This window comes from Pseudomonas sp. S2_F07 (assembly GCF_054668325.1).
Genome location: NZ_CP162758.1, coordinates 4,803,032 through 4,815,719 on the forward strand (window position 1 = coordinate 4,803,032; position 12,688 = coordinate 4,815,719).

Annotated in this window: 10 protein-coding genes and 1 pseudogene; 6 read left to right on the top strand and 5 right to left on the bottom strand. The window is 60.6% G+C overall.

Translation table 11 applies throughout. The annotated features are described in order from the left end of the window. The first annotated feature begins 29 nt into the window (after nt 1-29). The 5 genes and pseudogenes from AB4O40_RS21705 (at nt 30) to tldD (ending at nt 8,398) form a co-directional block, all read left to right on the top strand. Nucleotides 30-638 (top strand): Maf family protein, encoded by a 609-nt coding sequence (locus AB4O40_RS21705; protein WP_223542494.1) that lies wholly within the window; start codon nt 30-32, stop codon nt 636-638. Nucleotides 639-683: 45 nt separating this feature from the next. Next, a complete protein-coding gene (gene rng, locus AB4O40_RS21710; RefSeq protein WP_056728345.1) occupies nt 684-2,141 on the top strand; it encodes a ribonuclease G in 1,458 nt (485 codons plus the stop codon). Nucleotides 2,142-2,216: 75 nt separating this feature from the next. Continuing rightward, nucleotides 2,217-6,017: pseudogene (locus AB4O40_RS21715) on the top strand (YhdP family protein); the annotation flags it as partial. Nucleotides 6,018-6,088: 71 nt separating this feature from the next. Next, on the top strand, nt 6,089-6,943 hold the full coding sequence (locus AB4O40_RS21720) for a carbon-nitrogen hydrolase family protein (protein ID WP_056728349.1): 855 nt from the start codon (nt 6,089-6,091) through the stop codon (nt 6,941-6,943). A 12-nt stretch (nt 6,944-6,955) separates the two neighbouring features. Then, nucleotides 6,956-8,398, top strand: coding sequence for a metalloprotease TldD (gene tldD / locus AB4O40_RS21725; protein WP_056728350.1), 1,443 nt, complete (start codon nt 6,956-6,958; stop codon nt 8,396-8,398). 124 nt (nt 8,399-8,522) lie between these two features. Here the strand turns inward: tldD and yjgA are convergent, their stop codons facing one another. Then, entirely contained in the window at nt 8,523-9,047 is a 525-nt protein-coding gene (gene yjgA, locus AB4O40_RS21730; RefSeq protein WP_056728351.1) for a ribosome biogenesis factor YjgA, read from the bottom strand. Between the two features lie 108 nt (nt 9,048-9,155). Between yjgA and pmbA the strand changes: the two genes are divergently transcribed. Further along, nucleotides 9,156-10,502: a metalloprotease PmbA gene (pmbA, locus tag AB4O40_RS21735; RefSeq protein ID WP_056728352.1), complete on the top strand. Its 1,347-nt coding sequence runs from the start codon at nt 9,156-9,158 to the stop codon at nt 10,500-10,502. A 212-nt stretch (nt 10,503-10,714) separates the two neighbouring features. Here the strand turns inward: pmbA and AB4O40_RS21740 are convergent, their stop codons facing one another. From AB4O40_RS21740 to hpf, 4 genes are read right to left on the bottom strand one after another with little or no spacing between them, the layout of a single operon-like run. Then, entirely contained in the window at nt 10,715-10,987 is a 273-nt protein-coding gene (locus tag AB4O40_RS21740; protein WP_007970256.1) for an HPr family phosphocarrier protein, read from the bottom strand. 15 nt (nt 10,988-11,002) lie between these two features. Further along, on the bottom strand, nt 11,003-11,860 hold the full coding sequence (gene rapZ, locus AB4O40_RS21745; RefSeq protein WP_056728354.1) for an RNase adapter RapZ: 858 nt from the start codon (nt 11,858-11,860) through the stop codon (nt 11,003-11,005). A gap of 2 nt (nt 11,861-11,862) precedes the next feature. Next, entirely contained in the window at nt 11,863-12,327 is a 465-nt protein-coding gene (gene ptsN / locus AB4O40_RS21750; RefSeq protein ID WP_056728355.1) for a PTS IIA-like nitrogen regulatory protein PtsN, read from the bottom strand. 12 nt (nt 12,328-12,339) lie between these two features. Continuing rightward, nucleotides 12,340-12,648 carry a ribosome hibernation-promoting factor, HPF/YfiA family gene (hpf, locus tag AB4O40_RS21755; protein ID WP_007941242.1) on the bottom strand — a complete coding sequence of 103 codons (309 nt, stop codon included), beginning with the start codon at nt 12,646-12,648 and terminating at the stop codon, nt 12,340-12,342. Nucleotides 12,649-12,688 lie beyond the last annotated feature (40 nt).

Consider the following 12,688-nt stretch of genomic DNA (forward strand, 5'->3'; position numbering starts at 1 on the left):
GCTCAGGCATTGGACAGGGAGAGGTCTTGATGAAACGGTTGTACCTCGCCTCTGGTTCGCCGCGTCGACGTGAACTGCTCACGCAGATCGGCGTTCCGTTCTGCGCCGTCAGTGCGGATATCGATGAAACTCCTTTAGCTCAAGAATCCCCGTCGGCCTATGTCGAGCGACTGGCGCGCGGCAAGGCCGAGGCCGGGCGCGGCAGCGTCGTGTCTGACGAACCGTTCTGTGTGCTCGGTGCCGATACCGCCGTGGTGCTCGATGGAAAAATTCTCGGCAAACCGGTTGATCAGGCGGATGCGTGCGCCATGCTGATGATGCTGTCAGGGTGTGAGCATGAAGTGCTGACCGCGATTGCCGTGCTCGATGGCGAACGTTGCGAATCCCGGGTTGTCACCAGCCGCGTGCGTTTTCGGGATATCAGTCGTGAAGAAGCCGTGGCCTACTGGGCCAGCGGCGAACCACAGGACAAGGCGGGCGGTTATGGCATTCAAGGACTGGGTGCGGTGTTTGTCGCCGGGCTCGATGGAAGTTATTCAGCGGTGGTCGGACTGCCGCTTTGCGAAACCGCGGAACTGCTCGGCCATTTCGGCATACCCTGTTGGCAACCCCGGAACGCACACCAAGCAACGTTTTGAACAGATGCGGCCATTATCGTGAACATGCCTGAACGAGACCCTGCCATGAGTGAAGAGATTCTGATCAACATCACGCCGATGGAATCGCGCGTGGCGGTGGTCGAAAACGGTGTCCTGCAAGAGGTCCACGTCGAGCGTACGCAAAAGCGCGGGATCGTCGGCAACATCTATAAAGGCAAAGTCGTGCGGGTATTGCCGGGAATGCAGGCGGCATTCGTCGATATCGGCCTGGACCGTGCCGCGTTCATTCATGCGTCGGAAATTTCCCTGCGCGAAGGCCCTGCGGTCGAAAGCATCAGTGCTCTGGTGCACGAAGGCCAGAGCCTGGTGGTGCAAGTGACCAAGGATCCGATCGGTTCCAAGGGCGCACGCCTGACCACCCAGCTCTCGATTCCTTCGCGTTACCTGGTGTACATGCCGCGCACCGCTCACGTTGGCATTTCCCTGAAGATCGAAGACGAAGCCGAGCGCGACCGCCTCAAGCAGGTGGTCACCGACTGCGTGGCCAAGGAAGGGATCAAGGAGGCCGGCGGTTTCATCCTGCGCACGGCAGCCGAAGGTGCCGGCGCCGATGAAATCCTCATGGACATCCGTTATCTGCGCCGTCTCTGGGATCAGATCAACGCCCAGATCAAAACGATCAGTGCGCCTAGCGTGATCTACGAAGACCTCGGTCTGGCGCTGCGCACTCTGCGTGACCTGGTGAGCCCGAAAATCGAGAAGATCCGCATCGACTCCCGGGAAACCTTCCAGAAAACCACGCAATTCGTCGCCGAACTGATGCCCGAGATTGCTGACCGCCTGGAGCATTACCCGGGTGAGCGGCCGATTTTCGACCTGTATGGCGTCGAAGACGAAATCCAGAAGGCGCTCGAGCGCAAGGTCCCGCTCAAGTCCGGCGGTTATCTGGTGGTCGATCCGGCGGAAGCCATGAGTACCATCGACGTCAACACAGGGGCATTTGTCGGCCATCGCAATCTCGAAGAGACCATCTTCAAGACCAACCTCGAAGCCGCGACGGCCATCGCCCGTCAATTGCGTCTGCGTAACCTGGGCGGAATCATCATCATCGACTTCATCGACATGGAAGATGAAGAGCACCAGCGCCAGGTGTTGCGCACACTCGAAAAGCAACTGGAGCGCGATCACGCCAAGACCAACATCATCGGTATCACCGAGTTGGGCCTGGTGCAGATGACCCGCAAGCGCACCCGCGAAAGCCTTGAGCAAGTGCTATGCGAACCGTGCAATGCCTGTCAGGGGCGGGGCAAGCTCAAGACCCCGGAAACCGTTTGCTACGAAATCTTCCGCGAAATCCTGCGTGAGGCTCGCGCCTATCAGGCGGAAGGCTATCGTGTATTGGCAAACCAGAAAGTGGTGGACCGCCTGCTCGACGAAGAGTCGGGTAACGTCGCCGAGCTCGAAGGATTTATCGGGCGCACCATCCGCTTTCAGGTCGAAACCATGTATTCCCAGGAACAATACGACGTGGTGCTGCTCTGAAGCGTTTCGTCTTGATTGTTCGAGAAGGGCTGGCCTCAGCTTTTTGCAAAACTTTTGCCATGGGAGCCACCTGACATGGATCGTCTGACACGCATTTTGGCTGTTCTGACCCGCTGGGGGCTGGGCCTGTGCGCGTTGGTTTTGGTGTTGATGGCGCTCTACGTCAGCCTTGGCCGGGAGCTGACGCCGTTAGTCGCCGAGTACCGTGCCGACATCGAGACCAAAGCCAGCGATGCCTTGGGCATGCCGTTGCAAATCGGCGAACTCGAAGGCAACTGGAGTGGATTCGCCCCCATATTGATGGCCCGCGACGTGACAGTCGGCGAGGGCGCCAATGCCTTGCGCCTGGATCAGGTGCGCGCGGTACCGGACCTTTGGGCCAGCCTGTTGGCCCGTCAGGTACGCATCGCTCATCTGGAATTCAGCGGTCTGAAGATCAACCTCAAGCAAGCCGAAGACGGTCAATGGGCGCTGGAAGGTCTGCCGGTGAAGCAGGACCAGCCCGCCGATCCGGAGCAACTGCTCAATCGCATGCAGATGATCCAGCAACTGTCGGTGCTCGACAGCCAGGTAACCTTGCAGCCGTTTGGCGAATCGCCGCTGACCCTGACTTACGTCGGCCTGAATCTGAAGGTCGGGGCGTCACGGCAGCGGCTCGACGCACGGCTGACCCTGCCTGACGGGCAACCGGTGGCCATGAGCCTGCGTACCCGTATTCGAGCCAGTCAATGGAAGGACGGTGAAGCCGAGGTCTACCTGAGCCTGCCGCAAAGCGACTGGTCGAAGTGGTTGCCTGAACGTCTGACCCAGCAGTGGAATTTTTCCGAGATCAAGGCCGGCGGCGAGCTGTGGGTGACCTGGGGCAAAGGCACCTTGCAAAGCGCTGCGGTGCGCTTGAACGCGCCACAACTCAAGGGCGCCTATGCCGAGCGCAAGCCGATCCAGATCAATAACCTGGCGCTCAATGGTTACTTCCAGCGCAGTGCCAAAGGCGCGTCGGTGACTCTGGACTCCCTGGCGATGAACTTCGGGGAGACCCGCTGGGAAACGCATCTGCAGCTCACGCAAAACGCCGCCACTAATAAAACCGAAGAACTCTGGCACCTGCAAGCCGACCGGGTTGATCTCACTCCGCTGACCCCGCTGCTTAACGCCCTGGCGCCGTTCCCGAAAGATTTCGCCACGCTCGTCGAGCGGTTAAAAGTCACGGGTGGCCTGCGTAACGTGCTGGTCGACTTCCGCCCCAATGCCACCGACGACAGCAAGTTCGGGTTTGCCGCCAACCTCGACCAGGTAGGCTTCGACGCCTATCACGGTGCGCCGGCGGCACGAAATGTCAGCGGCAGCATCAGCGGTGACCTGGGGCAAGGTGAACTGCGCATGGATAGCAAGGATTTCATGCTGCACCTGGACCCGATATTCGCCAAGCCATGGCAGTACATTCAGGCCAATGCGCGGTTGACCTGGAAGCTCGATAAAGAAAGTTTCACCCTGATCGCGCCGTATCTGAAAGTGCTGGGCGAGGAAGGCAAGATCGCCGGCGACTTCCTGATTCGCCTGCATTTCGATCACACCCGGGAAGACTACATGGACCTGCGGGTCGGCATGGTGGACGGCGACGGTCGCTACACCGCCAAGTACTTGCCGACCGTCCTCAGCCCGGCGCTGGACGAATGGCTGCGCACTGCGATTCTCAAGGGCGCGGTGGATCAGGGCTTCTTCCAGTATCAAGGCTCGCTCAGCCACGGTGCCGCGGACGTTGATCGCAGCATCAGCCTGTTCTTCAAGGTTCACGATGCCGAACTGGCCTTCCAGCCGGGCTGGCCCCATGTCAGCAAGGTCAGCGGCGATGTGTTTGTCGAAGACAGCGGCGTGCGGATTCTGGCCAGCACGGGCCAGTTGCTCGATACGCAGGTCAACGATATCTACGTCAACATTCCCCATGTGCCGACCGGGCAGAACGTTCATTTGTTCCTCGATGGCGGATTTGCCGGCGGTTTGGGCGATGGCCTGAAAATCCTCCAGGAAGCGCCGATCGGCACCGGGCCGACCTTTGCCGGCTGGGAAGGCGAGGGTGACCTGCAAGGCAAGTTGAAGCTGGATATTCCCTTGGCAAAAGGCGAGGAACCGAAGATCCTCGTCGACTTCAAGACCGCCAGGGCACGCTTGAAACTGGCCGAACCTGCGCTGGAACTGAGCCAGCTCAAAGGTGATTTCCGTTTCGACAGCGACGAAGGCCTGAGCGGGCACAACATCAATGCCCGGGCGTTCGACAAGCCCGTCACCGCACGGATTTATGCCGATGGCAGCCCGGGCAGGCTCAAAACCCGGGTGTCCGCGACAGGGCAGGTCGAGGTCAGGAGACTGACCGACTGGCTGAAGGTGACCCAGCCTCTGCCGGTGAGCGGCGTGATCCCGTATCAACTGCAACTGACCCTGGACGGCGCCGACAGCCAGTTGATGGTCAATTCCAGCCTCAAGGGCGTGGCCGTCGATTTGCCTGCACCGTTCGGCATGACTTCCGAGACCGGGCGCGACACGACGTTCCGCATGACGTTGCAGGGCGACGAGCGACGCTATTGGGTCAACTACGGGGATCTGGCGAGTTTCACGTTCGCGGCCCCAGCCAGCAATTTCGCCGATGGTCGCGGGGAATTGTCCCTCGGTGGCGGCGAAGCCGTGTTGCCTGGCACCAAAGGCCTGCGGATACGGGGCGTGCTGTCGGAGCTGGACGTTGGCCCGTGGAAGGATCTGGTGGACAGGTACGCCGGACAAGACCCCGGAGGCAGCGCCAGGCAATTGCTCAGTGGCGCGGATTTCAAGGTCGACAAGCTCAGCGGTATCGGCACTACCCTCGATCAGGCCTCGATCCAGCTGGTGCGCAAGCCTTCTGCCTGGGCTCTGCAACTGGACAGCCAGCAGATCAAGGGCAGTGCCAACCTTCCCGATTCGAAGGCCACGCCAATCGCGATCAATCTTCAAACCGTGCGCCTGCCCGCGCCGGACCCGACCGTGCTGGCCGATGAAAACTCACCGGATCCGCTGGCGTCGGTGGACCCGACGAAAATCCCCGCGATGGACATCACCATCAATCAGCTATTCCAGGGCCAAGATCTGGTGGGGGGCTGGTCGCTGAAGATTCGTCCAACGCCCAAGGGGATCGTGTTCAACTCCCTGGACCTGGGCCTCAAGGGCATTCTGTTGGTGGGCAGCGGCGGCTGGGAAGGCGTGCCGGGTGCCAGCAACAGTTGGTACAAGGGCCGCATCAGCGGCAAGAACCTTGCAGACGTGCTCAAGGGCTGGGGGTTTGCGCCGAGCGTCACCAGCCAGGACTTCTATATGGACGTTGATGGCCGCTGGCCCGGCTCACCGGCCTGGGTGGCGACCAAGCGTTTTTCCGGCACGCTCGATGCGACGCTCAATGAGGGGCAGTTCGTCGAGGTTGAAGGCAGTGCCCAGGCGCTGCGGGTATTTGGCTTGCTCAACTTCAACTCCATCGGCCGGCGCCTGCGCCTGGACTTCTCCGACCTGTTCGGCAAAGGCCTGAGTTATGACCGGGTCAAGGGGCTGCTGGTCGGGACCGATGGTGTGTATGTCACCCGCAAGCCGATCCAGTTGACGGGCCCGTCGAGCACCATTGAACTCGACGGCACGCTGAACATGGTGGCCGATCAGATCGATGCGAAACTGATGGTGACCTTGCCGGTGACCAATAACCTGCCGATTGCCGCATTAATCGTCGGCGCACCCGCGGTCGGCGGGGCGCTGTTCCTGATTGACAAGCTGATCGGTGACCGGGTCTCCCGTTTCGCCAGTGTGAAGTACACCGTCAAAGGGCCGTGGAAAGAACCGAAGATTACCTTCGACAAGGCTTTTGAGATCCTTTTGAAAAGGCGCTCGGCAAGCCTATGGAGTAGCATGGCCGCATACGATTCCAGGAGTGCGCCATGTCCGTAGCGGTGATTCAAATGGTCAGCCAGAGCGATGTGCTGGCCAATCTGGCCCAGGCCCGTCGGCTGCTCGAGCAAGCGGCCGACGGTGGCGCGAAACTGGCGGTATTGCCGGAAAACTTCGCCGCCATGGGCCGGCGTGACATAGCCGACATCGGGCGCGCCGAAGCACTGGGTGAAGGCCCGATCCTGCCCTGGTTGAAACAGACCGCACGTGACCTCAAGTTATGGATTGTAGCCGGCACGTTGCCGTTGCCGCCGGTCGATCAGCCGACGGCCAAGGTGCATGCCTGTTCGTTGCTGGTCGATGACCAGGGTGAAACGGTGGCGCGCTACGACAAGCTGCACCTGTTCGACGTCGACGTGGCCGACAATCGCGGCCGTTATCGGGAATCCGATGACTATGCTTATGGCAGTGGGGTCGTGGTGGCGGACACACCGGTTGGACGGGTTGGCCTGACGGTCTGTTACGACTTGCGCTTCCCTGAGTTGTACAGCGAATTGCGCGCGGCCGGCGCGGAACTGATTACCGCCCCTTCGGCCTTCACGGCGGTGACCGGCGCGGCGCATTGGGATGTGCTGATTCGCGCACGGGCCATCGAGACACAATGTTATGTGCTCGCGGCCGCCCAGGGTGGGACGCATCCGGGGCCGCGGGAAACCTTTGGCCATGCCGCCATCATCGACCCGTGGGGGCGTGTGCTGGCACAACAGGATCAAGGCGAGGCCGTGCTGCTGGCCGAACGCGACAGCAGCGAACAGGCGTCCATCCGGGCGCGGATGCCGGTGTCCAGTCACCGGCGCTTTTTCTCGCAGGGCGCCCAGCGACCTGCATCAGAACGACGAATTTAAGGCGTAAAGCATATGAGCGAGTTGTTGTCCTCAGTCAGTGAACACCTGCTGGCGCCCGGTGGCGTCACGATCGAGAGCCTGCAAGGCGTGCTCGGCGACCTGGCCGGGCCGGGCATCGATGCGGCCGACCTGTATTTCCAGGGGCAGATCTCCGAGTCCTGGGCGCTGGAAGACGGTATCGTCAAGGAAGGCAGCTTCAACCTCGACCAAGGTGTGGGCGTGCGCGCGCAATCGGGTGAAAAAACCGGTTTTGCCTACAGCAATGCCATCACCCTGGAAGCCCTTGGCGCGGCGGCGCGGGCCGCCCGTTCGATTTCCCGGGCCGGGCAGCACGGCACCGTACAGGCATTCACCAGCCAGGATGTCGCGCAGTTGTATGCGCCGGACAATCCCCTGGAAGTGCTGACCCGTGCCGAGAAAGTCGATTTGCTCAAGCGAATCGATGCCGCGACCCGCGCCCTCGACCCTCGCATCCAGCAAGTCACCGTGAGTATGGCCGGTGTGTGGGAACGGATTCTGGTGGCTTCCACTGACGGCGGTCTGGCGGCGGATGTGCGCCCGCTGGTGCGTTTCAATGTCAGCGTGATCGTCGAGCAGAACGGCCGTCGCGAGCGCGGCGGTCATGGCGGTGGCGGTCGCACCGATTACCGTTATTTCCTCGGCGAAGACCGCGCCATGGGCTATGCCCGTGAAGCGTTGCGCCAGGCGCTGGTCAACCTGGAAGCCATTCCGGCCCCGGCCGGTACCTTGCCGGTGGTGCTCGGTTCAGGCTGGTCGGGCGTACTGCTGCACGAAGCCGTCGGTCATGGCCTGGAAGGTGATTTCAACCGCAAGGGCAGTTCGGCTTATAGCGGGCGCATGGGCGAGATGGTTGCGTCGAAGCTGTGCACCATTGTCGATGATGGCACCCTGGCCGGTCGCCGTGGCTCGTTGAGCGTCGACGACGAAGGCACGCCGACCGAGTGCACCACGCTGATCGAAAACGGCGTCCTCAAGGGCTACATGCAGGACAAGCTCAACGCCCGCCTGATGGGCGTGGCACGCACCGGTAACGGTCGTCGCGAATCCTACGCGCACTTGCCGATGCCGCGCATGACCAACACCTACATGCTCGCTGGCGAAAGCGACCCGGCGGAAATCATCGCCTCGGTGAAGCGTGGCATCTACTGCGCCAACCTGGGTGGCGGTCAGGTGGACATCACCAGCGGCAAGTTCGTGTTCTCCACCAGCGAGGCGTACCTGATCGAGGACGGCAAGATCACCGCTCCGGTCAAGGGCGCGACCCTGATCGGCAACGGGCCGGAAGCCATGAGCAAGGTATCGATGGTTGGTAATGATCTGTCGCTGGACAGCGGCGTGGGCACGTGTGGCAAGGATGGGCAGTCGGTGCCGGTGGGTGTCGGCCAGCCAACGCTGAAGATTGATGCGATCACCGTGGGTGGCACGGGCGCATAACGACGGGGATATCCCCTGTAGGAGCTGCCGTAGGCTGCGATCTTTACCCAGACAATTGAGTTCTGAGCGAAAGATCAAAAGATCGCAGCCTTCGGCAGCTCCTACAGGACGGGAAGGGCGTTACTCAGCGCAGACCGCGTTGAGTCTCGTCCAGCTCACGGATGTACTTGAAGATTTTACGGCTGGAAGCAGGAGGCTTGTTTTGCGCAACCTCATGCTGGGCCTGACGGATCAGGGAACGCAATTGCTGGCGGTCCGCGTCCGGGTAATCGACGACGAACTTTTCCAGAACGGCATCGTCGCCGGCAATCAGACGATCACGCCAGCGCTCCAGGTTATGGAAGCGTTCGTTGTATTGACGGGTGGAGGCATCGAGTTGATCGAGCAGAACCAGAATGGCGGCAGTGTCCTGATCGCGCATCAGTTTACCGATGAACTGAAGGTGCCGTTTACGCGCGATATTCGCGGTGTGCTTGGGCGCATCGGCCAGAGCCCGACGCATTCCGTCGGTCAAGGGCAGTTTTGCCAGCAAGTCAGGCTTGAGTGTTGTAAGGCGCTCGCCAAGGTCAACCAGAGCATGCAGCTCGCGTTTTACCTGGGATTTGCTTTTTTCTCCCGTATCGAGGGAGTCGTCGTAAGAATCAACCATGGTGGCCGTCCGCAAAGAAACGCCGCCATGATAACCAGTCGGGGGCCGCTTGTCCGGCCCGGTCGCTCGATGACCGTTACCGAAAGCAGAATTTGAGTGGAGAACAGCATGAGTGCAGTTGAAAGCGTCGGCCCACAAGCGTTGCCGGCACTGCAGGAACAAGTCGAGCAGATCATCGCTGAAGCCAAACGCCAGGGCGCCAGTGCCTGTGAAGTGGCGGTGTCACTGGAGCAGGGTTTGTCGACCACGGTGCGCCAGCGTGAAGTCGAAACCGTTGAATTCAACCGCGACCAGGGTTTTGGCATCACCTTGTACGTCGGTCAGCGCAAAGGCTCGGCCAGCACTTCGGCCAGCGGCCCTGATGCGATTCGCGAAACCGTCGCCGCTGCACTGGCCATCGCCAAGCACACCTCGGAAGACGAAGCCTCGGGTCTTGCGGATGCCGCGCTGATGGCGCGGGATATTCAGGATTTCGACCTGTTCCACCAATGGGACATTACGCCGGAACAAGCCATCGAACAGGCCCTGGCCTGCGAAGCCGCGGCGTTTGCCGCCGACAGCCGGATCAAGAACGCCGACGGCACCACCCTCAGTACCCATCAGGGCTGCCGCGTTTATGGCAATAGCCACGGGTTTATCGGCGGTTACGCATCGACTCGCCACAGCCTGAGCTGCGTGATGATCGCCGAGGCCGATGGCCAGATGCAGCGTGATTACTGGTACGACGTGAACCGCCAAGGCAATCTGCTCGCCGACCCGGTGAGCATCGGTCAGCGCGCAGCGCAAAGGGCGGCGAGCCGTCTGGGCGCGCGTCCGGTGCCGACTTGCGAGGTGCCGGTGCTGTTTTCCGCAGAGTTGGCCGGGGGGCTGTTCGGCAGTTTCCTGTCGGCGATTTCCGGCGGCAGCCTGTATCGCAAGTCTTCGTTCCTTGAGGGCACTCTCGGGCAGAAGCTGTTTCCGGAGTGGCTGACCATCGACGAGCGTCCGCATCTGATGCGTGCCATGGGCAGCGCAGCGTTCGACGGTGATGGTTTGGCAACCTACGCCAAACCGTTCGTCGAAAAAGGCGAGTTGGTGTCGTATATCCTCGGCACCTATTCCGGCCGCAAGCTCGGCATGCCGAGCACGGCTAACGCCGGCGGCGTGCACAACCTGTTCGTCACCCATGGCGACGAAGACCAGGCCGCCTTGCTGCGGCGCATGGGACGTGGCTTGCTGGTGACTGAATTGATGGGGCAGGGCCTCAACATGGTGACCGGCGATTACTCCCGTGGTGCAGCGGGTTACTGGGTCGAGAACGGTGAAATCCAGTTCGCGGTGCAGGAAGTGACCATCGCCGGCAACATGCGCGACATGTTCAAGCAGATCGTGGCCGTGGGTAACGATCTTGAATTGCGCAGCAACATTCGCACAGGTTCGGTGCTGATCGAGCGGATGACGGTGGCGGGTAGCTAAGCCTCGGCCGCTGTACAAAAAAAGGCGCGTCACCCATTGGGTGGCGCGCCTTTTTTATTGACTACACGGCAACCTCCTTGCAGGAGCGAGCTTGCTCGCGAAGCGGAGTGTCAGGCGACATTGAAGTTGAAAGTGGTGATGCCATCGTCGGAACGCCGCCCGGAGCAGGCTCGCTCCTGCAACGGCTGGGCCTATCTTCTTTTCTGTAGCTTTTATTCGCCTTCGTCGAAGAAGTTGTTGATCAACGCCACCAGCGCATCCAGCGCTTCCTGTTCCTGCTCGCCTTCGGTGCTCAAGTGGATCGTGGTGCCTTTGCCGGCGGCCAGCATCATCATCGCCATGATGCTTTTGCCATCGACCATGGACTCTGGTGTCCGACCGGCCCGGATCTGGCACGGGAACTGACCCGCTACCCCAACGAATTTTGCAGAAGCGCGAGCGTGCAGGCCCAATTTATTGATGATTTCGATTTCCAGAGCAGGCATCGCGATGTGAATCCTTTAGCTGAGGTCGCGGTGGCGGACCTGGACGTTCTTCAGGGATTGTTGCAGCGTCTGCCCCAGACGCTCGGTCAGGTAGACGGAACGGTGATGTCCGCCAGTGCAGCCAATGGCAATGGTGACGTAGGCGCGGTTGCTGGCGGCAAAACGAGGCAGCCACTTTAGCAGGTATGTGGAAATGTCCTGAAACATCTCTTCGACATCCGGCTGTGCCGCCAGGTATTCGGCAACCGGTTGATCGAGCCCGGACTGCTCGCGCAATTCCGGTTTCCAGTAAGGGTTTGGCAGGCAGCGCACATCGAAAACCAGGTCGGCGTCCACCGGCATGCCGCGCTTGAAGCCGAAGGACTCGACCAGGAAGGCAGTTCCCGGCTCGGGCTGATTCAACAGGCGCAGTTTGATGGCGTCGCGCAGCTGGTACAGGTTCAGGCTGGTGGTGTTGATCTTGAGATCGGCAAGGTCGGCAATCGGCCCGAGCAGGGCGCTCTCAACGTTGATGGCTTCGGCCAGCGAACGGTTGGCGTTGCTCAGGGGGTGGCGTCGGCGGGTTTCCGAGAAGCGCTTGAGCAGGGTTTCTTCGTCGGCGTCCAGATACAGCACATCGCACTGGATGTGGCGGGCACGGACTTCCTCGAGCAGGTCGGGAAAGCGTGACAGGTGGCTTGGCAGGTTGCGCGCGTCAATGGAAACGGCGACCAGCGGCTGCAACATCTCGGTATGAACCAGGGCGCGCTCGGCCAGCTCCGGCAGCAGGCCGGCGGGCAGGTTGTCGATGCAGTAGTAGCCGTTATCCTCAAGTACGTTGAGGGCGGTACTTTTACCTGAGCCGGAACGGCCACTGACGATGATCAAGCGCATGATTACTGACCGTTTTGCTCGTTCAGGACAACCTGATACAGGGCTTCGTTACTTGCAGCACTACGCAGCTTTTCACGCACGTCCTTGCGGTCGAGCATGCTGGCGATCTGTCGCAGCAGCTCAAGGTGCGCATCGGTGGCGGCTTCCGGGACCAGCAGCACGAACAGCAGGTCAACCGGCGCACCATCGATGGCGTCGAAATCGATAGGGGCGTCCAGGTGCATCAATGCACTGATGGGCGAAACACAGCCCTTGAGACGGCAATGTGGAATGGCGATGCCGTTACCAAACCCGGTGGAACCGAGTTTTTCACGAGCAATCAGTGCCTCGAAGACATCTTGCATCTCCAGGGCCGGCACTTCGCGGGCGATCAGATTGGCAATTTGTTCGAGGGCTTTCTTTTTACTGCCTCCCGGCACGTTCACCAGGGAACGGCCGGGGGTCAGGATACTTTCAAGTCGGATCATGGGTAGGGAGTGTTAACGACCGGTTGCGCCCTGTAGGAGGCTCTGGGTCTTTTCCTTATGCTTTTTGAGTTGTTTATCCAGCTTGTCGGTGAGTGCGTCGATCGCGGCGTACATATCGGTATGCTCCGCGTTGGCGACCACTTCATTCCCGGGAATATGCAGCGTGGCTTCGATTTTCTGCTTCAGTTTTTCGACGGTCATCGTGACCTGCACATTAGTGATCTTGTCGAAATGTCGCTCCAATCGTTCGAGTTTTTCGCCGATGTAGGTGCGAAGAGGTTCGGTCACTTCCAGTTGGTGTCCACTGATGTTGACTTGCATACAGCTTCTCCTTCGTTGCCAGTGCATAAAGCGGTAGACC

Excerpts from the sequence above, each read along its gene's own strand:
- rng (WP_056728345.1), top strand. The coding sequence starts at position 684 with ATGAGTGAAGAGATTCTGATCAACATCACGCCGATGGAATCGCGCGTG.
- AB4O40_RS21705 (WP_223542494.1), top strand. The coding sequence starts at position 30 with ATGAAACGGTTGTACCTCGCCTCTGGTTCGCCGCGTCGACGTGAACTG.
- yjgA (WP_056728351.1), bottom strand. The coding sequence starts at position 9,047 with ATGGTTGATTCTTACGACGACTCCCTCGATACGGGAGAAAAAAGCAAA.
- AB4O40_RS21720 (WP_056728349.1), top strand. The coding sequence starts at position 6,089 with ATGTCCGTAGCGGTGATTCAAATGGTCAGCCAGAGCGATGTGCTGGCC.
- rapZ (WP_056728354.1), bottom strand. The coding sequence starts at position 11,860 with ATGCGCTTGATCATCGTCAGTGGCCGTTCCGGCTCAGGTAAAAGTACC.
- AB4O40_RS21740 (WP_007970256.1), bottom strand. The coding sequence starts at position 10,987 with ATGCCTGCTCTGGAAATCGAAATCATCAATAAATTGGGCCTGCACGCT.
- ptsN (WP_056728355.1), bottom strand. The coding sequence starts at position 12,327 with ATGATCCGACTTGAAAGTATCCTGACCCCCGGCCGTTCCCTGGTGAAC.
- tldD (WP_056728350.1), top strand. The coding sequence starts at position 6,956 with ATGAGCGAGTTGTTGTCCTCAGTCAGTGAACACCTGCTGGCGCCCGGT.
- hpf (WP_007941242.1), bottom strand. The coding sequence starts at position 12,648 with ATGCAAGTCAACATCAGTGGACACCAACTGGAAGTGACCGAACCTCTT.
- pmbA (WP_056728352.1), top strand. The coding sequence starts at position 9,156 with ATGAGTGCAGTTGAAAGCGTCGGCCCACAAGCGTTGCCGGCACTGCAG.